Source organism: Streptomyces sp. NPDC058231 (genome assembly GCF_042882275.1).
In the GTDB taxonomy this organism is placed as follows: Bacteria; Actinomycetota; Actinomycetes; order Streptomycetales; family Streptomycetaceae; genus Streptomyces.
Genome location: NZ_JBHVWN010000014.1, coordinates 77,086 through 94,440, shown reverse-complemented (window position 1 = coordinate 94,440; position 17,355 = coordinate 77,086). Strand labels below are relative to the sequence as shown.

Genomic DNA, 17,355 nt, shown 5'->3' with positions numbered 1-17,355 from the left:
AAGCCTCGTCCTAGAGGTCGCACAACGTCCGGAACGCTTCGGCCGACGGACTCAAAGAATCTCTCGCGGAGCCACGGGAAGCGATGTCTATCAGGCTAGATGGGGATAAATCAGGTTCGGTTCCGAATGGGGTGCGAAGGTTCGTACGCGGCCCTCGTCCCGAGACCGTACCGGCGCTCGTCGCCACCTCCTGCGCCGTCGTCGGCCTCATCGACGTCGCCGCCGGGGTGTTCCCGCGTTTCAGGCACAGCCGGATGCACACCCTCGCCGAGGTCCTCCCCGGAGCGCTCGGCCCCTTCGCCGCCGCGCTCTCGCTGAGCGCCGGCGTCCTGCTGCTGCTCCTCGCCCACGGCCTGCGACGGCACAAACGGCGGGCCTGGCGCGCCGCCGTGGTCCTGCTCCCGGCCGGCGCGGCGGCGCAGTTCGTCTACCGGCACTCGGTCGTCGGCACCCTCGTCTCACTCACGCTGTGCTGCCTGCTGGTCCGCCACCGGAGTGAATTCGCCGCCCTCCCCGACCCGCGCAGCCGCTGGCGGGCACTGGCCAACTTCATCCTGCTCGGGGCGGGTTCGCTCGGCCTGGGGCTGGTCATCGTCTCCGTCCATCCAGGCCGGGTCGTCGGGAACCCCAGCATCGCGGACCGGCTCCAGCACGTCCTGTACGGGCTGTTCGGCTTCGAGGGTCCCGTCGAGTACGCCGGGGTGACCTCCCGGACCGTGGCGTACTCGCTCGGCGCGCTCGGTCTGCTGACCGCCGTCACCACCATCTACCTGGCCTTCCGCCCCGAACATCCGGCCGCCCGGCTCACCGGGGAGGACGAGGACCGGCTGCGTGCCCTCCTCGACCGGCACGGAGGCCGTGACTCGCTCGGCCACTTCGCGCTCCGCCGTGACAAGGCCGTCGTCTTCTCCCCCAGCGGCAAGGCCGCCGTCTGCTATCGCGTCGTGTCCGGGGTGATGCTGGCGAGCGGCGACCCGATCGGCGACGTGGAGGCCTGGCCGGGAGCCATCGAACGGTTCATGGACGAGGCCAGGGCGCACTCCTGGACGCCCGCGGTGATGGGCTGCAGCGAGACCGGCGGCGAGGTCTGGACCCGCGAGACCGGGCTCGACGCCCTGGAGCTCGGCGACGAGGCGGTGGTGGATGTCGCGGATTTCTCACTCGCCGGACGCGCGATGCGCAACGTGCGCCAGATGGTCAAGCGCATTGAGCGCAACGGTTACGAGACCCGCGTCCGGCGCGTCCGCGACATCGGCGAGACCGAGCTGAACCGCATCCGGCGGGCCGCGGCGGAGTGGCGGGGCACCGACACCGAGCGCGGCTTCTCCATGGCGCTCGGCCGGATCGGCGACCCGGCCGACGGCGACTGCGTCATCGCCACCGCCCACAAGGCCGACGAGCACATCGCCGACACCCCGTACGGCGATCTGAAGGCGGTGCTGCACTTCGTCCCGTGGGGCACCGACGGCATGTCGCTGGAGCTCATGCGCCGCGACCGGGCCGCGGACCCCGGCATGAACGAGCTGCTGATCGTCGCTTCCCTCCTGGACGCGCCACGACTGGGTATCGAGCGCGTCTCGCTGAACTTCGCGATGTTCCGCTCGGCGCTCGCCCGGGGCGAGAGACTGGGCGCGGGGCCGGTGCTGCGGGGCTGGCGCGCCCTGTTGATCTTCCTGTCGCGCTGGTTCCAGATCGAGTCGCTGTACAAGTTCAACGCCAAGTTCGGGCCTCGCTGGGAGCCCCGCTTCGTGGTCTACCGCACCGGCCGCGACCTGCCCCGCATCTCGTTCGCGGCGATGCAGGCCGAGGGCTTCGTCAACATCGGTCTGCCCCGCCCGTTCGCCCGGCGCTTCCCGGCCGCCCGGCCGCGCCCCTGCGCCCACACACCGGGCCCCGGCCACGGACGCGGTGCCCGAGCGGCGTAACACCGCCCCGTACGGGCCTACGCTGGTCGCATGAGTACGTTGCGTGGACGAGGCACGGTCCAGGGCCTGCCGGAGTGGGACCGCTGCGCGGTCATGGGTGTCGTCAATGTGACCCCCGACTCCTTCTCCGACGGGGGTCGCTGGTTCGACACCACGGCTGCCATCAAGCACGGCCTCGATCTGGTCGCCGCGGGCGCCGACCTGGTCGACGTCGGCGGCGAGTCGACCCGCCCGGGTGCCAGCAGGGTGGACGAGTCCGAGGAGCTGCGGCGCGTGATCCCGGTCGTCCGGGGGCTGGCCCGGGAGGGCGTCACAGTCTCCGTGGACACCATGCGGGCCCGCGTCGCCGAGCAGTCGGTCGCCGCCGGTGCGGCCCTGGTCAACGATGTGAGCGGCGGCCTCGCCGACCCGGACATGATCCCGGTCGTCGCCGCGGCCGGAGCCCCGTTCGTGGTCATGCACTGGCGCGGCTTCAGCGAGTCCATGAACAGCCGGGCGGTGTACGAGGACGTCGTCGCCGAGGTCGCCGCGGAGCTCCGGGAGCGGATGGACGCGGTGGTCGCGGGCGGCGTCGCCCCCGAACGGATCGTGATCGACCCCGGACTCGGCTTCGCCAAGGACGCCGGCCACGACCTCTCGCTCGTCGCCCACCTCGACGAGCTGCGTGCCCTGGGCCGCCCGCTGCTCGTCGCGGCCTCCCGCAAACGGTTCCTCGGCCATGTGCTGGCCGGTGAGGGCTCCGCCCCGCCGCCGGCCCGCGAACGCGACGCGGCCACCGCAGCGATCTCCGCGATCTCCGCCCAGGCGGGTGCGTGGGCGGTCCGGGTCCACGAGGTCCGGGCGACCGCCGACGCCGTACGGGTCGCCCGCGCCGTCGAGGGAGCCGCGTGAGCGACGACCAGGAGCAGGTGGCCGCCGACATCGAGGCGGTCGAACGGGCGAACACCTCGTTCTACGAGGCGATGGAACGCGGTGACTTCGACGGACTCTCCGGACTCTGGCTGCCGGGCGAGGACCTCACGATCTCCTGTGTCCACCCCGGCTGGCCGGTGCTCACCGGGCGCGGTGAGGTACTGCGCAGCTACGCGCTGATCATGGCGAACACCGAGTACATCCAGTTCTTCCTGACCGATGTCGGGGTCTCGATGACCGGTGACACGGCGCTGGTGACGTGCACCGAGAACATCCTCAGCGGCGGCCCGGCCGAGGACGGCAGCGAGCTCGGACCGCTGGTCGGCCAACTCGTCGTCGCCACCAATGTCTTCCGCCGGACCCCGGACGGCTGGAAGCTCTGGTCGCACCACGGGTCGCCGGTACTGGCCGATTCGGACGACGAGGACGAGGACGAGTCGCCCTCCTGAGCCGTCCTCCGGCTGAGGGCGCCCTCCCGGTGGTGTCCTCATCGGACCCGTACTCCCGGGACGGCCCGACGAGGAGGTGGGCCCTGGAGGGGATTGGACTCCGGGCCGCGGGGTAGGCGAGGCGGCTACCGGCCCGCGCGGCCCCGTCCACAGCCCCGCGGGCGAGCACTGTCGGTGCTCGCAGGTAGATTCAAAAGAGGGCACCTCGCCGCCCGCACCCGGCCCGGTGCCCGAAGGACCAACAACAGCAGGAGTGATTCGCGTGGATCGTGTCGCGCTGCGCGGCCTCAAGGCCCGTGGGAACCATGGCGTCTTTCCCCGGGAGCGGGAAGAGGGTCAGACGTTCATCGTGGACCTGGTTCTCGGCCTCGACACCCGCCCCGCGGCAGCCGCCGACGACCTGGCCAAGACCGTGCATTACGGCGTGGTCGCCGAGGAAGTCGTCGGCATCGTGCAGGGAGAGCCGGTCGATCTGATCGAGACGCTCGCGGAACGCATCGCCCAGAAGTGCCTGGGACACGAAGGCGTCGAGGAGGTGGAGGTCGTCGTGCACAAGCCGGACGCGCCGATCACCGTCCCGTTCGACGATGTGACCATCACCATCACCCGGAGCCGAGCATGACTGCATTTTCTACCGAGGGGCAGAGCGACCCGACCGTACAGCCGGTTCCCGCATCCGTGGTCGAGCAGGTGGACGCCGCGGACATCACCCTTTCCAACCCCAAATCGGCCGTGATCTCGCTCGGCTCCAACCTCGGCAACCGCATGGAGACCCTGCAGGGCGCCATCGACGCCCTGGAGGACACCCCCGGCCTGCGGGTCAAGGCGATCTCCCCGGTGTACGAGACGGAGCCGTGGGGCGTCGCTCCCGGTTCCCAGCCGTCGTACTTCAACGCGGTGATCGTCGTGAGGACGACGCTTCCGCCGTCCTCCCTCCTGGAGCGCGGCCAGGCCATCGAGGAGGCCTTCGACCGGGTCCGTGAGGAGCGGTGGGGCCCCCGCACCATCGACGTGGACATCGTGGCGTACGCGGACGTGGTCTCCGACGACCCGGCGCTCGTCCTGCCCCACCCGCGCGCCCACGAGCGGGCCTTCGTCCTCGCCCCGTGGCACGACGTCGACCCGACGGCCCAGCTGCCCGGGCACGGCCCGGTCGCCGATCTGCTCGGCGCCGTCGGACGCGACGGGGTGCAACCACGAACCGATCTGGAACTCCGCCTGCCCGAGTAGTCGTTAGGCTCAGGACGGATCAGCAAGGACACAGCCGGACAGACGGTCCGGTCGACCGGCGGCGAAGGGCGGCTCTCTCGGTGAAGCAACTACGGCTCGGGGTACTGGCCGGTCTCTTCGCCGCGGCAGGCGTCCTGTCCTGGGGTGGCGCCCGCCTCTGGGATTCGCTCGCCACGCTGCCCAGCGTGCCCATCGCCGCGCCCATCGTGCTCGCGGTGATCGCCGTCATCCTGCTCGCGACGGCGCTCTCCATCCGCTCCCGGCTCCGCGCCCAGCGGGAGCGCCGCCCGGGCGCGAAGGGCGTCGAGCCGATGATGGCCGCCCGCGCCGTGGTCTTCGGCCAGGCCAGCGCCCTGGTCGTGTCGCTGGTCGCCGGCCTGTACGGCGGCACAGGGGTCTTCCTGCTCGGCTCGCTCGACATCCCCGCCCGCCGCGACCAGGCGATCTACGCCGGTCTCGCGGTGCTGGCCGGCATCGGGGTGATCGCCGCCGCCCTGTTCCTGGAGCGCGTCTGCAAGCTCCCGGAGGACAAGGACGACGACAAGGGCGCCGCCTCCGCCTGAGCGGCGCGTCCGACGCTTCCGGCGGACGCCGGTCCTCCCGGGCCCGGGAGGACCGCCACGGCGCTCAGCGCACTCAGCGCGCCATGATCAGGCTCATCGCCTCGGCGCGCGTCGCGGGGTCACGGAGCTGCCCGCGTACCGCCGAGGTCAGCGTCTTCGCCCCGGGCTTGCGGATCCCGCGCATCGACATGCACATGTGCTCGCACTCGACGACGACGATGGCGCCGCGCGGCTCCAGGATCCTCATCAGCGAGTCGGCGATCTGCGTGGTGAGCCGCTCCTGGACCTGCGGGCGCCGGGCGTAGACGTCGACCAGCCGGGCCAGCTTCGACAGACCGGTGATCTTTCCGCTGGTCGCCGGGATGTACCCGACATGCGCGACCCCGCGGAACGGCACCAGGTGGTGCTCACAGGTCGAGAACACCTCGATGTCCTTGACCAGCACCATCTCGTCGTGGCCGAGGTCGAACGTCGTCGTCAGGACGTCCTCGGGCTGCTGGTGCAGGCCCGCGAATATCTCCTTGTACGCCCTCGCCACCCGCCCCGGCGTCTCACGCAGCCCCTCACGGTCCGGGTCCTCGCCGACGGCGATCAGAAGCTCGCGTACCGCGGCCTCGGCCCGCTTCTCGTCGAACTCACCGATCGAACCCTGGCCGTCCAGCGTCACCGGGTCGGTCATCTGTTCCTCGTTCCTCAACTGTCACCTGCGCATATTCGCGCAGGCATACGAAAATGCCGCGCCCCCACAGGCTAAAACCTGGGGGGCACGGCATCCATTCCGGTACCGGTGGTATCCCCGTGACGGGGACCACACCGGGGCCGGTACTAGCTCTCGGGGCGGTCCTCCGGGACCGCCTCGGTCGCCGGAGCGGTGTCCGTCGGCGACGAACCGTTCGCTGTGGTGACGCCGTTGGTCAACGCGAGCTCCTTCGGCGAGAGCACCGGAGGCCGTGTCGACGGCGTGCGCCGTGCGGAGCCGGTCCACGCCGGGCGGGCCGGACGCTTCACGATTCCGGCGAAGATCTCGGCGATCTGCTCCTTGCCGAGGGTCTCCTTCTCCAGCAGCTGGAGGACCAGGTTGTCGAGAACGTCGCGGTTCTCGACGAGGATCTCCCAGGCCTCGTTGTGCGCGGTCTCGATGAGCTTCTTGACCTCTTCGTCGACGAGCGCCGCGACCTCTTCCGAGTAGTCGCGCTGGTGGCCCATCTCCCGGCCCAGGAAGGGCTCGGTGTTGTCGCCGCCGAACTTGATGGCGCCGAGCCGCTCCGTCATGCCGTACTGCGTGACCATCGCGCGGGCCGTGGCACTGGCCTTCTCGATGTCGTTCGCAGCGCCGGTGGTCGGGTCGTGGAAGACCAGCTCCTCGGCCGCGCGCCCGCCCAGCATGTATGCCAGCTGGTCGAGCATCTCGTTGCGCGTCGTGGAGTACTTGTCCTCCTCCGGCAGCACCATCGTGTAACCGAGGGCACGGCCGCGGGAGAGGATCGTGATCTTGTGCACCGGGTCCGAGTTGGGGGAAGCCGCCGCGACCAGGGCGTGTCCGCCCTCGTGGTACGCGGTGATCTTCTTCTCCTTGTCGGACATGATCCGGGTCCGCTTCTGCGGGCCCGCCACGACGCGGTCGATCGCCTCGTCCAGCATCTCGTTGTCGATGAGCTTCCGGTTGCTGCGCGCCGTCAGGAGCGCCGCTTCGTTCAGCACGTTCGACAGGTCGGCACCGGTGAAGCCGGGCGTACGACGGGCCACGGCGCCGAGATCGACGTCCGGGGCGACCGGCTTGCCCTTCTGGTGCACCTTGAGGATCTCGAGACGGCCCTGCATGTCCGGCCGGTCGACCGCGATCTGCCGGTCGAAGCGGCCCGGACGCAGCAGCGCCGGGTCGAGGATGTCCGGCCGGTTCGTGGCGGCGATCAGGATGACGCCGCCCTTCACGTCGAAGCCGTCCATCTCGACGAGCAGCTGGTTCAGGGTCTGCTCGCGCTCGTCGTGACCGCCGCCGAGGCCCGCACCGCGGTGCCGGCCGACGGCGTCGATCTCGTCGACGAAGACGATCGCCGGGGCGTTCGCCTTGGCCTGCTCGAAGAGGTCACGGACCCGGGAGGCACCGACACCGACGAACATCTCGACGAAGTCGGAACCGGAGATCGAGTAGAAGGGAACGCCCGCCTCGCCCGCGACGGCGCGTGCGAGCAGCGTCTTGCCCGTACCGGGAGGCCCGTACAGCAGGACACCCTTGGGGATCTTGGCGCCGACGGCCTGGAACTTCGCCGGCTCCTGGAGGAACTCCTTGATCTCGTGGAGCTCCTCGACGGCCTCGTCGGACCCCGCCACATCGGCGAAGGTCGTCTTCGGGGTGTCCTTGGTGATCAGCTTGGCCTTGGACTTGCCGAACTGCATGACCTTGGAGCCGCCACCCTGCATCTGATTCATCAGGAACAGGAAGACGACCACGATCAGGACGAAGGGCAGCAGCGAGAGGAGGATCGAGACGAACGGGGACTGCTTCGACGGCGAGACGGTGTAACCCTTCTCGATGTCACCGCTCTCGAACTTCTTCTGCAGCGTGTCGGCCAGCTGGACACCCTGGTCGCCGATGTAGCTCGCCTGGAACTTGCTGCCGGACTCGCCCGAGAGCTTCTGGCCGTTCTTCAGCTCAATCTTGAGGATCTGTTCGTCACCGGTGGTCAGCTTGGCCTGCTCCACCTGGTCCTTGCTGATCGCCTGGATCACCTTGCCGGTGTCCACCGTCTTGTAGCCGCCCGACGAGCCGACGACCTGCATCAACACGACCACGGCGAGGACGGCCAGCACGATCCACATGACCGGCCCACGGAAGTATCGCTTCACGTCCATCCATACGGAGCGAAGTCGCCCCGTCCCTCCTGCCCGTAGGTAAATGCTGCTGTGAGAAAAGACTGTTCTTCGGACGGTACCCCAGCATTGTCACCTGCGACTGCCTGGGACGTCTGTCAAACCGGCCTTCGAAGGCTTCAACGGCGGGAAACCGTCAGGGGTTCCCCGGAGAGCGCACCCGGCCCTGGGACGGGCCGGGGAAAGGCCCGCGGCGGTGTCAGCCGCCGTAGACGTGCGGCGCGAGCGTGCCGACGAACGGCAGGTTGCGGTACTTCTCCGCGTAGTCCAGCCCGTAGCCGACGACGAACTCGTTGGGGATGTCGAACCCGACCCACTTGCAGTCGAGCGCGACCTTCGCCGCGTCCGGCTTGCGCAGCAGGGTGCAGATCTCCAGGCTGGCGGGCTCGCGCGAACCGAGGTTCGACATCAGCCAGGACAGGGTCAGGCCCGAGTCGATGATGTCCTCGACGATCAGGACGTGCTTGCCCTTGATGTCGGTGTCCAGGTCCTTGAGGATCCGGACGACACCGGAGGACTGGGTGCCCGCGCCGTACGACGAGACGGCCATCCAGTCCATCGTGACGGGGGTGGACAGCGCGCGCGCCAGGTCCGCCATCACCATCACGGCGCCCTTGAGGACACCGACGATGAGCAGGTCCTTGCCCGCGTACTCCGCGTCGATCTTCGCGGCCAGCTCGACGAGCTTGGCGTCGATCTCTTCCTTGGTGAGGAGCACCGACTGAAGGTCGTTGCCCATGTCCTTCTCGTTCACCCGCGTCTCTTTCTTTGCCTGCCCGGTCCGGGGTGGTGCCCCGGCCGTGCGCGGCCGCTCGCCTGCATGTCAGCCGCTTGTGCTTCAGCTCTGCCGAATCACCAGTCTGCCACCCTGGCGCAGGGCTTCGACTCGGCCGGGGAGGTTGATGGCCTGCTGGCCCCGCCAGCCGGTGATCAGCCGGTCGACTTCCTCGATGTGCCGGGCGAAGAGCGAACCGGCCGGAGCACCCGCCTCCACGGCTGCCCTGCGCAGCACCCGCCGGCGTACCGCGGGCGGCAGCGCGTACAGCTTGGCGCATTCCAGCTCCCCGGTGTCGTCCCGTACGGCGCTGTCGGCCTCGGCCGCCCAGGTGTCCAGGGCGTCGGCGTCGTCGCGGGAGAGCTGGGCGGTGCGGGCGAGGGCCTCGACGACCCCCTTGCCGAGGGCCTTCTCCAGAGCGGGCAGGCCTTCGTGACGCAGCCGCGAGCGGGTGTAGGCGGGGTCGACGTTGTGCGGGTCGTCCCAGACGGGCAGCGACTGGACGAGGCACGCCTTGCGGGCGGTCTGCCGGTCGAGCTGCAGGAAGGGGCGGCGGTAGCGGCCGGCCGGGCCGGACGCGGCGGCCATGCCGGAGAGCGAGCGGATGCCGGAGCCGCGGGCGAGGCCGAGCAGGACCGTCTCCGCCTGGTCGTCGCGGGTGTGGCCGAGCAGGACGGCAGTGGCGCCGTGGCGCTCCGCCGCGGCGTCCAGGGCCGCGTAGCGGGCGTCGCGGGCGGCAGCCTCGGGTCCGCCGTCACGGCCGACGTGGACGGCGACGGCCTCGACCGGGTCGAGCTCCATGGCGGCGAGGCGGGCGACGACCTCGGCGGCGCGGGTGTCGGACCCGTCCTGGAGGTTGTGGTCGACGGTGATGCCGCCGGCCCGGACGGCGAGTTTGCGGGCCTCGAAGGCCAGCGCGGAGGCGAGCGCCATGGAGTCGGCGCCGCCCGAGCAGGCCACCAGTACGAGCGGCGTGTCGGGGCGCTCGGGAAGCGCGCGGCGCCGACCGCAGCTGCCGGCTTCGGCGAGCTCGGGGCGCTGGACGCGATCGGCGAATTCGTTCAGTACGTCGTGGAGTACGCGGCGGACCGCCAGGCGTATCGCCGCGACCGCAGGATGGGGACCCATGTCCGGTGCCCTTCGTGAAGGTTTTTTTGGGGGGCGTCTCGGAGCGACGGAACAGGAGTGCCGTCACTCAGAGTGCGTCGATGGTGACAGAGCCAGGCCGTCCATCGAGCATTGCACGCCTTTCCATGCCTCCACGGTCCCTCGGATGGGTGATTACCGGGGCGTACTTCTTCGGGCTTCCGCCGTCGGCCGCCTCATGATCACGGCTCTGCCCTACGGTGCACCCTCGCGATCCACTCCGCAGGCCTGGCGATCTCGGCCTTGGTGGGGAGCGTGTTCGGGGAGGTCCAGACCCGGTTGAAGCCGTCCATGCCCACCTCGTCGACCACGGCGCGCACGAACCGCTCGCCGTCCCGGTACTGGCGCAGTTTGGCGTCGAGGCCGAGGAGCTTGCGCAGTGCCTGGTCGAGATGGCTCGCGCCGCGCGCGCGGCGTTGCTGGAACTTCTCCCGGATCTCCCCGACGGAGGACACGACCTCCGGCCCCACACCGTCCATCACGTAGTCGGCGTGGCCTTCGAGCAGCGACATCACGGCGGTGAGCCGGCCCAGGATCTCGCGCTGGGCGGGGGTCTGGACGAGCTCGACGAGGCTGCGGCCGCCGTCCTCACCCTCCTCGCCCTCGGGGGTGCTGCCCGCCAGCGACTGGGCGGCCTCGCGGAGCCGCTCCAGCACGGTCATCGGGTCGACGTCGGTCTCGTCGAGGAACGCCTGGATCTCGCCCTGGAGGTGGTCCCGGAGCCAGGGCACGCCGGTGAACTGGGTGCGGTGGGTCTCCTCGTGGAGCGCGACCCAGAGCCGGAAGTCGTGCGGGTCCACGTCGAGTTCCCGCTCGACGTGGACGATGTTCGGCGCGACGAGCAGCAGCCGCCCGCCGCCGTCGACCGCGGCCGGGAGTTCACGGCCCGACGGGGCGAACGTCTCGTACTGTCCGAGGACCCGGGAGGCCAGGAACGACAGCAGCATGCCCAGCTCGACGCCGGTCACCTTGGAGCCGACCGCGCCGAGCACGGCGCCGCCGGGTCCGTTCGGGCGCCGGTCCTGCATCTTCTCCAGGAGCGGGCGCAGCAGTTCGCGGAAGCCCGCGACGTTCGCCTTGATCCAGCCGGTCCGGTCGACGACCAGGACCGGGGTGTCCTCCGGCTCGGTCCCCTCCGGGATCATCCGGGTGAAGGAACGGACGTGCTCCTCCGCGGCCTTGGCATGCCGGCGCAGCTCCGCGACGACCTCGCGGGCCTCCTCGCGGCTGATGTCGGGGCCCGGCCGCACAAGCCGGGTCGCGGTCGCGACCGCCAGATTCCAGTCGACCATCTCGGCACCACCGATGCTCGTCATGCGTCAACCGTACGTGCTCGGGTCCGTTCGCGGTGTGCTGTCGACCGGCTCATCGGGGGTGGGACGTGAGGCTCGTGGCGAGGGCGTCGAGGGCGGACTGGGCCTCGGACGGCGAGGTCGTGCCGGAGGACAGGAAGGCGAACGCGAGCAGCCGCCCCTGCGCGTCGACGACCGTTCCGGCGAGGGTGTTCACCCCGGTGAGGGTGCCGGTCTTGGCCCGGATCAGGCCGGTGCCGGGCGATTTCACGGTGTACCGGTCGCGGAGGGTGCCGCTGAAGCCGGCCACCGGCAAGCCGGTGAGCACGGGGCGCAGTTCGGGGCGGTCCGGGTCGGCGGCGCGGGCCAGCAGCCCCGCCAGCAGTCCCGCGGTGACCTTGTCCTGACGATTCAGCCCGCTGCCGTCGGCGAAGTTCGCTCCGGTCAGCGGCAGGTGCAGCTTCTTCAGCTGCGCCGTGACGGCCCGTCGGGCGCCCTTGAAGTCGGCCGGTTCGCCCGCGGCCAGGGCGGTCTGCCGGGCCAGTGCCTCGGCGATGTCGTTGTCGCTGTTGGTCAGGGCCCGCTCGACCAGGCCGGACAGCGGGGCGGAGAGATGCTTGGCGACCGGCCGGGAATTCGCGGCCGCCCTGCCCCGCGCGGGTCCCGGCCCGGTGCCGACGCCGGCGTCGTTCAGCAGTCCGGCGAAGGTGCGGGCGGCGTCGCCGGCCGGGTCGCCGCTGCGCGGGGCGGGTCCGGAGTCCGTGCGGTCGAGCCGGCCCTCGTCCATCATCAGGGCGCTGACCGGGGCGAGATTCTCGTTGGGGCCGATCGGGTGCAGCGCGGGTCCGGAGTACCGGGAGGTGTCGTACGCGAGCCGGACGGTGCCGACACCGCGGTCCCGCAGCGCGCGCACGGTGTCGGCGGCCAGTGAGCGCAGCGCCGCCCGGTCGAGGGTCGGGTCGCCGCCGCCGACCAGGGTGAGGGTGCGGGAGTCCGGGGAGGCCCGGACGGTCGTGGCGATGCGGTGGTCGGGGCCGAGGGCGGAGAGCGCGGCCACCGTGGTGGCGATCTTGACGGTGGAGGCGGGCGTCATCGCGGTGCCGGCGCCCTTCCCGTACAGCCGCCTGCCGGTCGCGGTGTCGATGACGACGGCGGTGCGTACGGTGCCGAGCGCGGGGGAGTCCAGCAGCCCGGTGAGACGGTCGCGGAGCGCGGCCGTCGCGCCGTCCGGAGCGTCCGCGGCGGTCTGTCCCTCCGCGGTGCCGAGCGCGGCGAGGACGGCCGGGGCACTCGGGGCGGGGGCCGGCGCGGCCGCGGCCGGCGCGGCGGGCTGGTGATGTGCGCCACCTGTGCGGTCCCGGGCGGCGGCCCACTGCTGCTCGGCCTTACGCTGACCCGAGTCCCAGGGACCGGCGGCGAGGACGGCGCCGGCTGCGAGCGCCAGGCCGAGGACGGCGGAGCCTGCCGTGAACTGCCAGTTGCTCGATCCGTACACCTTGTTCAGGCAGCCCGCCACGGCCGGCCCGCGCAATGCGTTCAACGGGTTGATCGACGGTCTTTTCACCGGCTCGGTCACCGTTGACCAGCCCCTTTCGCGAGCACGCATCTCCGTGGGGGACACTTAATCACCAGTCGTATGTGTTGATCATGGAGGAGCCACCCGTGGAGTTCGACGTCACCATCGAGATCCCGAAGGGTTCGCGGAACAAGTACGAGGTGGACCACGAGACCGGTCGGATCCGCCTGGACCGTCGACTCTTCACCTCGACCAGCTACCCGGCGGACTACGGTTTCGTCGAGAACACTCTCGGCGAGGACGGCGACCCGCTGGACGCGCTGGTCATCCTGGACGAGCCGACCTTCCCCGGCTGCCTCATCAAGTGCCGCGCCATCGGCATGTTCCGCATGACGGACGAGGCCGGCGGCGACGACAAGCTGCTGTGCGTCCCGGCCTCCGACCCCCGGGTGGAGCACCTGCGCGACATCCACCACGTGTCGGAGTTCGACCGCCTGGAGATCCAGCACTTCTTCGAGGTCTACAAGGACCTGGAGCCCGGCAAGTCCGTCGAGGGCGCCGACTGGGTCGGCCGCGCCGAGGCCGAGGCCGAGATCGAGGCTTCCTACAAGCGCCTTGAGGCGCAGGGCGGCGCGCACTGACACCTGCGGGTGCCGGTAGTCGGCCCACAGGCTTGACCGCGGTCTTTCTCGCGATTCCGTTTATGGTTCCGCGCGAGGAACGGGCGGCACACCTTATGTCCTGGTGTGCCGCCCGTTCCGTGTCCATGGCCATGTCCGCGCCCATACTGGGCAGGAGCGCAACCGAAGACGCGCAGCCAAGAATGAGCGAGGTCGAGTGGTGGCGGAACCGGGCGGTCCCGAGGACCAGAAGCCCCAGTCCGACGAGGCGCGGAGCGCCTTCGTCCCACCGGCCGGGGTAGGGCGCACCGCAGGCCCGCCGGAGGAAGACCACCCCACCTCGGAGTTCGCCCTCCCGGCCGGTCTGCCCACCGAGCCGCAGGGGTCCGGATCCGGCCCTGGTTCAGGTTCCGCTTCGGGTTCCGGATCGGGCTCGGACACGATCGGTTCGGCCTTCGCGCCGCCGCGTACGTACAGCGCCAGGGAGTCACCGCCCGCGTTCACCCCCGCACACGGCATTCCGATGGTCCGGCTGACCAAGGAGGCTCCCTGGCAGGACCGGATGCGCACGATGCTGCGGATGCCGGTCGCCGAGCGGCCGGCGCCCGAGCCGGTGCAGAAGCACGACGACGTGGGGCCCGCGGTGCCGCGTGTGCTCGACCTGACACTGCGTATCGGGGAGTTGCTGCTCGCGGGCGGCGAGGGCGCGGAGGACGTCGAGGCCGCGATGTTCGCGGTGACCCGCTCGTACGGCCTGGACCGTTGCGAGCCCACGGTCACGTTCACCCTGCTGTCGATCTCGCACCAGCCCTCGCTGGTCGACGACCCGGTGACGGCGAGCCGCACCGTACGCCGCCGCGGCACCGACTACACCCGGCTGGCGGCAGTCTTCCGGCTCATCGACGACATCACCCACGAGGACGTCGAGGTCTCCCTGGAGGAGGCGTACCGGCGGCTCGCCGAGATCCGCCGCAACCGGCACCCGTACCCGGGCTGGGTGCTGACCCTGGCCGGCGGCGGGCTGGCCGGCGCGGCGTCGGTGCTGGTGGGCGGCAACGCACTGGTCTTCGTGGTGGCGGCGGTCGGCGCCATGCTCGGCGACCGGCTGGCCTGGCTCTGCGCCGGGCGCGGGCTCCCGGAGTTCTACCAGTTCGTGGTGGCCGCGATGCCCCCGGCGGCGCTGGGGGTCGCGCTGACCCTGACCCACTCGACGGCCGTGCGGCCCTCCGCCGTCATCACCGGTGGACTGTTCGCGCTGCTGCCGGGGCGAGCCCTGGTGGCGGGCGTCCAGGACGGCCTGACCGGCTACTACATCACCGCGGCGGCCCGGCTCCTCGAAGTCATGTACTTCTTCATCGGCATCGTCACCGGGGTCCTGCTGGTCCTGTATCTGGGGCTGCAGCTGGGCGGCCAGCTGAATCCGGAGGCCCGGTTCGTGATCCACGACCGGCCGGTGGTGCAGATCCTGGCGTCGATGGCGCTCTGCTTCGCCTTCGCCATCCTGCTGCAGCAGGAGCGGTCCACCGTGCTCGCGGTGACCCTCAACGGCGGGGTGGCCTGGGTGATCTACGGGGCGATGGCACGGACCGCGGGCATCTCACCGGTGGCGGCCACGGCGGTGGCGGCGGGTCTGGTGGGCCTGTTCGGGCAGTTGCTCTCGCGGTACCGGTACACCTCGTCGCTGCCGTTCATCACGGCGGCGATCGGTCCGCTGCTGCCGGGTTCGGCCACCTACTTCGGCCTGCTCGGCGTCGCGCAGAACCGTCTGGACCAGGGGCTCGCCTCCCTGTCCGCCGCCGTGGCGACGGCGCTCGCCATCGCAATCGGGGTGAACCTGGGAAGCGAGATCTCCCGGCTGTTCATGCGGGTGCCGGGGGCGGTCGGCGGGGCGAACCGCCGCGCGGCCAAGCGGACGCGCGGCTTCTGACGGTCGTCGCCGGGACCGGAGCGGGTCAGCGCCTGGCGTGGCGGCCGCGCTGGCCCGTGGGCGGGTTGCCGCCGCCGGCGACCGGACCCTGCCCGTCGCCGCCCCTGGCCGCTTCCTTCTTCGCCTTGCTGCGGGCCCGCAGGAACTCGATGGCGATCGGCACGACCGAGATCAGCACGATCAGGACGAGCATCGCCTCGATGTTCTCGTGCACGAACGCGATGTTGCCGAGGGCCGCGCCGAGCAGCGTGACCCCGACGCCCCAGAGCACGCCGCCGATGATGTTGAACGTGATGAACGAGCGGTAGTTCATCCGGCTGACACCGGCGATGATCGGCGTGAACGTCCGCACGATGGGCACGAAACGGGCCAGGATCAGGGACTTCGGACCGTACTTATCGAAGAACTCGTGGGCCTTCTCGACGTTCTCCTGCTTGAAGAGGCGGGAATCCGGGCGGCTGAAGAGCGCGGGCCCGACCTTGCGGCCGAAGAGATAGCCCACCTGGTCGCCGAGGACGGCCGCCAGTGCCACCAGAACGCAGACCAGCCACAACGGGGTGTGCAGCTTGCCCGCCGTCACCAGCAGACCCGTGGTGAACAGCAGGGAGTCACCGGGCAGGAAGAAGCCGATCAGCAGCCCGGACTCGGCGAAGACGACGACCAGCACGCCGAGCAGTCCGAACTGTCCGATGAGGTGGTCCGGGTCCAGCCAGCTCGGTCCGAGCGCAAGCGTATTCAAGGGTCCGGGCTCCAGGATGTGGTCGATGACGGCTGCGTGGCCGCCCAAAGTATCAACGCCGCGCCACACCCCCCGGTTCCAGTGGCCCACGTGAGGATGCACACGGGGTGAACCGGGACAAAGCTGTCCCCAGGAGGTGCCACCCATGGGCATTGACGATTACGGCGGCGGCCAGACCGCACATTCCGAGGTTCTGGTGGTCACCACCAACGATGTCCCCGGCTACCGGGTGACCCAGGTGATCGGTGAGGTGTTCGGTCTGACCGTGCGCTCCCGCCACCTCGGCAGCCAGATCGGGGCCGGGCTGAAGTCGATGATCGGCGGCGAGCTGAAGGGCCTGACCAAGACCCTCGTCGAGACCCGCAACCAGGCCATGGAGCGGCTCGTCGAGCAGGCGAAGGCACGCGGCGCCAACGCGGTGCTGATGATGCGCTTCGACGTGACCGAGGCGGCCGACGTGGGTACGGAGGTCTGCGCCTACGGCACGGCGGCCGTGATCGACAGGATCGCCTGACCGCCGGCCGGGCACCCACGGGGCCGGGGGCGAGCCCGGCCCCGCCGCCGGTCAGGCCCGGCGCTCCGCGTTGGCCTCGATCGCGTCCCGCAGGTGCTCGGCCAGGCCGGGCCTGATCGACTCGTAGTACGCGCGGAACTGCGGGTCGGACACGTACATGGCGCCGAGTCCGCGGTGGATCTCGTAGGTGCACTCGTAGAACCACCTGGAGATGTGGAGCCGGTGCGCCTCGGCCAGCTCCGTCGCGGCCTCCGAGCCGGCCTCGTCGCCCGCTTCCATGACCGCGGTGTAGGCCTCGCCCCATGCGGCGACCTCGGCCTGTATCCGCTTCCAGTCGTCCTTGGTGTACCGGGCCACCCGGCGCTGCGACTCGGCGTACGTGGCGGTGCCGCCCCAGCGGCGCTCCGCCTCCTCGGCGTGCTCCTCCGGGTCCTTGGCCCCGAAGACCTCGAACTTCTCCTCGGGTGTGAGGTCGATACCCATCTTCCGTGCCTCCATGGCTGTTTCGACGGCGGCGGCCATCTTCCGGAGCCCGGCGATCCGGTCGGACAGCAAGGCGTGCTGGCGGCGCAGGTGGTCCTGCGGATCCGCGTCCGGGTCGTCGAGCAGCACCGCGATCTCTTCGAGCGGGAAGCCGAGTTCCCGGTAGAACAGGATCTGCTGCAACCGGTCCAGGTCGGCGTCGCTGTACCGCCGGTGGCCCGCCCGGCTGCGTCCACCGGGAGAGAGCAGCCCGATGCCGTCGTAGTGGTGCAGCGTGCGCACCGTGACTCCGGTGAAACCGGCGACCTGACCGACGGAATGGTCCATGACTCCCCCTCCTCCCTCGCCCCGCTCCGTACCCCCGCTTCGTCGGTACGGGTCCGAGCCTGGCTC

The 17,355-nt window shown here is 70.7% G+C and carries 17 protein-coding genes; 9 read left to right on the top strand and 8 right to left on the bottom strand.

Translation table 11 applies throughout. The annotated features are described in order from the left end of the window. The first annotated feature begins 83 nt into the window (after nucleotides 1-83). The 6 genes from ACFVXE_RS13110 to ACFVXE_RS13085 all read left to right on the top strand — a co-directional run bounded on the left by ACFVXE_RS13110 (nucleotide 84) and on the right by ACFVXE_RS13085 (nucleotide 5,079). Nucleotides 84-1,925 carry a phosphatidylglycerol lysyltransferase domain-containing protein gene (locus ACFVXE_RS13110; protein ID WP_389671233.1) on the top strand — a complete coding sequence of 614 codons (1,842 nt, stop codon included), beginning with the start codon at nucleotides 84-86 and terminating at the stop codon, nucleotides 1,923-1,925. A gap of 93 nt (nucleotides 1,926-2,018) precedes the next feature. Further along, a complete protein-coding gene (folP, locus tag ACFVXE_RS13105) occupies nucleotides 2,019-2,816 on the top strand; it encodes a dihydropteroate synthase (RefSeq protein WP_389671286.1) in 798 nt (265 codons plus the stop codon). Beyond that, nucleotides 2,813-3,286 carry a nuclear transport factor 2 family protein gene (locus ACFVXE_RS13100; protein ID WP_389671232.1) on the top strand — a complete coding sequence of 158 codons (474 nt, stop codon included), beginning with the start codon at nucleotides 2,813-2,815 and terminating at the stop codon, nucleotides 3,284-3,286. The genes folP and ACFVXE_RS13100 overlap by 4 nt, the downstream gene beginning before the upstream one ends. A 262-nt stretch (nucleotides 3,287-3,548) precedes the next feature. After that, on the top strand, nucleotides 3,549-3,908 hold the full coding sequence (gene folB / locus ACFVXE_RS13095; protein ID WP_389671231.1) for a dihydroneopterin aldolase: 360 nt from the start codon (nucleotides 3,549-3,551) through the stop codon (nucleotides 3,906-3,908). After that, nucleotides 3,905-4,516, top strand: a complete 612-nt coding sequence (gene folK, locus ACFVXE_RS13090; protein ID WP_389671230.1) for a 2-amino-4-hydroxy-6-hydroxymethyldihydropteridine diphosphokinase — start codon at nucleotides 3,905-3,907, stop codon at nucleotides 4,514-4,516. Before folB ends, folK begins: the two co-directional genes overlap by 4 nt. An 80-nt stretch (nucleotides 4,517-4,596) precedes the next feature. Then, nucleotides 4,597-5,079, top strand: coding sequence for a DUF3180 domain-containing protein (locus tag ACFVXE_RS13085; protein WP_389671229.1), 483 nt, complete (start codon nucleotides 4,597-4,599; stop codon nucleotides 5,077-5,079). A gap of 73 nt (nucleotides 5,080-5,152) precedes the next feature. Here ACFVXE_RS13085 and folE read toward each other — a convergent pair whose 3' ends face one another. The 6 genes from folE to dacB form a co-directional block, all read right to left on the bottom strand. Next, nucleotides 5,153-5,758: a GTP cyclohydrolase I FolE gene (gene folE, locus ACFVXE_RS13080; RefSeq protein WP_389671228.1), complete on the bottom strand. Its 606-nt coding sequence runs from the start codon at nucleotides 5,756-5,758 to the stop codon at nucleotides 5,153-5,155. 146 nt (nucleotides 5,759-5,904) lie between these two features. Further along, entirely contained in the window at nucleotides 5,905-7,932 is a 2,028-nt protein-coding gene (ftsH, locus tag ACFVXE_RS13075; RefSeq protein ID WP_389671227.1) for an ATP-dependent zinc metalloprotease FtsH, read from the bottom strand. A 217-nt stretch (nucleotides 7,933-8,149) separates the two neighbouring features. Then, the gene (gene hpt / locus ACFVXE_RS13070) at nucleotides 8,150-8,689 is read right to left on the bottom strand and encodes a hypoxanthine phosphoribosyltransferase (protein WP_389671285.1); all 540 of its coding nucleotides are present in this window, start codon (nucleotides 8,687-8,689) and stop codon (nucleotides 8,150-8,152) included. Between the two features lie 99 nt (nucleotides 8,690-8,788). Then, nucleotides 8,789-9,853, bottom strand: coding sequence for a tRNA lysidine(34) synthetase TilS (gene tilS, locus ACFVXE_RS13065; RefSeq protein WP_389671226.1), 1,065 nt, complete (start codon nucleotides 9,851-9,853; stop codon nucleotides 8,789-8,791). Nucleotides 9,854-10,053: 200 nt separating this feature from the next. Next, nucleotides 10,054-11,187, bottom strand: coding sequence for a zinc-dependent metalloprotease (locus ACFVXE_RS13060; RefSeq protein ID WP_389671225.1), 1,134 nt, complete (start codon nucleotides 11,185-11,187; stop codon nucleotides 10,054-10,056). A gap of 49 nt (nucleotides 11,188-11,236) precedes the next feature. Next, entirely contained in the window at nucleotides 11,237-12,739 is a 1,503-nt protein-coding gene (dacB, locus tag ACFVXE_RS13055) for a D-alanyl-D-alanine carboxypeptidase/D-alanyl-D-alanine-endopeptidase (protein WP_389671224.1), read from the bottom strand. 86 nt (nucleotides 12,740-12,825) lie between these two features. On the opposite strand from dacB, the gene ACFVXE_RS13050 reads away from it, so the two are divergent. Both ACFVXE_RS13050 and ACFVXE_RS13045 read left to right on the top strand, forming a co-directional pair. Next, nucleotides 12,826-13,320: an inorganic diphosphatase gene (locus tag ACFVXE_RS13050; protein ID WP_003968257.1), complete on the top strand. Its 495-nt coding sequence runs from the start codon at nucleotides 12,826-12,828 to the stop codon at nucleotides 13,318-13,320. 196 nt (nucleotides 13,321-13,516) lie between these two features. Continuing rightward, nucleotides 13,517-15,226 carry a threonine/serine exporter ThrE family protein gene (locus tag ACFVXE_RS13045; protein ID WP_389671223.1) on the top strand — a complete coding sequence of 570 codons (1,710 nt, stop codon included), beginning with the start codon at nucleotides 13,517-13,519 and terminating at the stop codon, nucleotides 15,224-15,226. Nucleotides 15,227-15,251: 25 nt separating this feature from the next. Here the strand turns inward: ACFVXE_RS13045 and ACFVXE_RS13040 are convergent, their stop codons facing one another. Then, nucleotides 15,252-15,965 carry a DedA family protein gene (locus ACFVXE_RS13040; RefSeq protein ID WP_389671222.1) on the bottom strand — a complete coding sequence of 238 codons (714 nt, stop codon included), beginning with the start codon at nucleotides 15,963-15,965 and terminating at the stop codon, nucleotides 15,252-15,254. Nucleotides 15,966-16,110: 145 nt separating this feature from the next. On the opposite strand from ACFVXE_RS13040, the gene ACFVXE_RS13035 reads away from it, so the two are divergent. Beyond that, complete coding sequence (locus ACFVXE_RS13035) at nucleotides 16,111-16,479, top strand: YbjQ family protein (protein WP_389671221.1); 369 nt, start codon at nucleotides 16,111-16,113, stop codon at nucleotides 16,477-16,479. Nucleotides 16,480-16,530: 51 nt separating this feature from the next. Here the strand turns inward: ACFVXE_RS13035 and ACFVXE_RS13030 are convergent, their stop codons facing one another. Next, nucleotides 16,531-17,289, bottom strand: coding sequence for a MerR family transcriptional regulator (locus tag ACFVXE_RS13030; protein ID WP_389671220.1), 759 nt, complete (start codon nucleotides 17,287-17,289; stop codon nucleotides 16,531-16,533). Between the last annotated feature and the right edge of the window lie 66 nt (nucleotides 17,290-17,355).

Bases quoted from the DNA above. Each gene is read 5' to 3' on its own strand.
- folE (WP_389671228.1), bottom strand. From the start codon at position 5,758: ATGACCGACCCGGTGACGCTGGACGGCCAGGGTTCGATCGGTGAGTTC.
- hpt (WP_389671285.1), bottom strand. From the start codon at position 8,689: ATGGGCAACGACCTTCAGTCGGTGCTCCTCACCAAGGAAGAGATCGAC.
- ACFVXE_RS13035 (WP_389671221.1), top strand. From the start codon at position 16,111: ATGGGCATTGACGATTACGGCGGCGGCCAGACCGCACATTCCGAGGTT.
- ftsH (WP_389671227.1), bottom strand. From the start codon at position 7,932: ATGGACGTGAAGCGATACTTCCGTGGGCCGGTCATGTGGATCGTGCTG.
- ACFVXE_RS13110 (WP_389671233.1), top strand. From the start codon at position 84: ATGTCTATCAGGCTAGATGGGGATAAATCAGGTTCGGTTCCGAATGGG.
- folK (WP_389671230.1), top strand. From the start codon at position 3,905: ATGACTGCATTTTCTACCGAGGGGCAGAGCGACCCGACCGTACAGCCG.
- ACFVXE_RS13060 (WP_389671225.1), bottom strand. From the start codon at position 11,187: ATGACGAGCATCGGTGGTGCCGAGATGGTCGACTGGAATCTGGCGGTC.
- tilS (WP_389671226.1), bottom strand. From the start codon at position 9,853: ATGGGTCCCCATCCTGCGGTCGCGGCGATACGCCTGGCGGTCCGCCGC.
- folP (WP_389671286.1), top strand. From the start codon at position 2,019: ATGGGTGTCGTCAATGTGACCCCCGACTCCTTCTCCGACGGGGGTCGC.
- ACFVXE_RS13030 (WP_389671220.1), bottom strand. From the start codon at position 17,289: ATGGACCATTCCGTCGGTCAGGTCGCCGGTTTCACCGGAGTCACGGTG.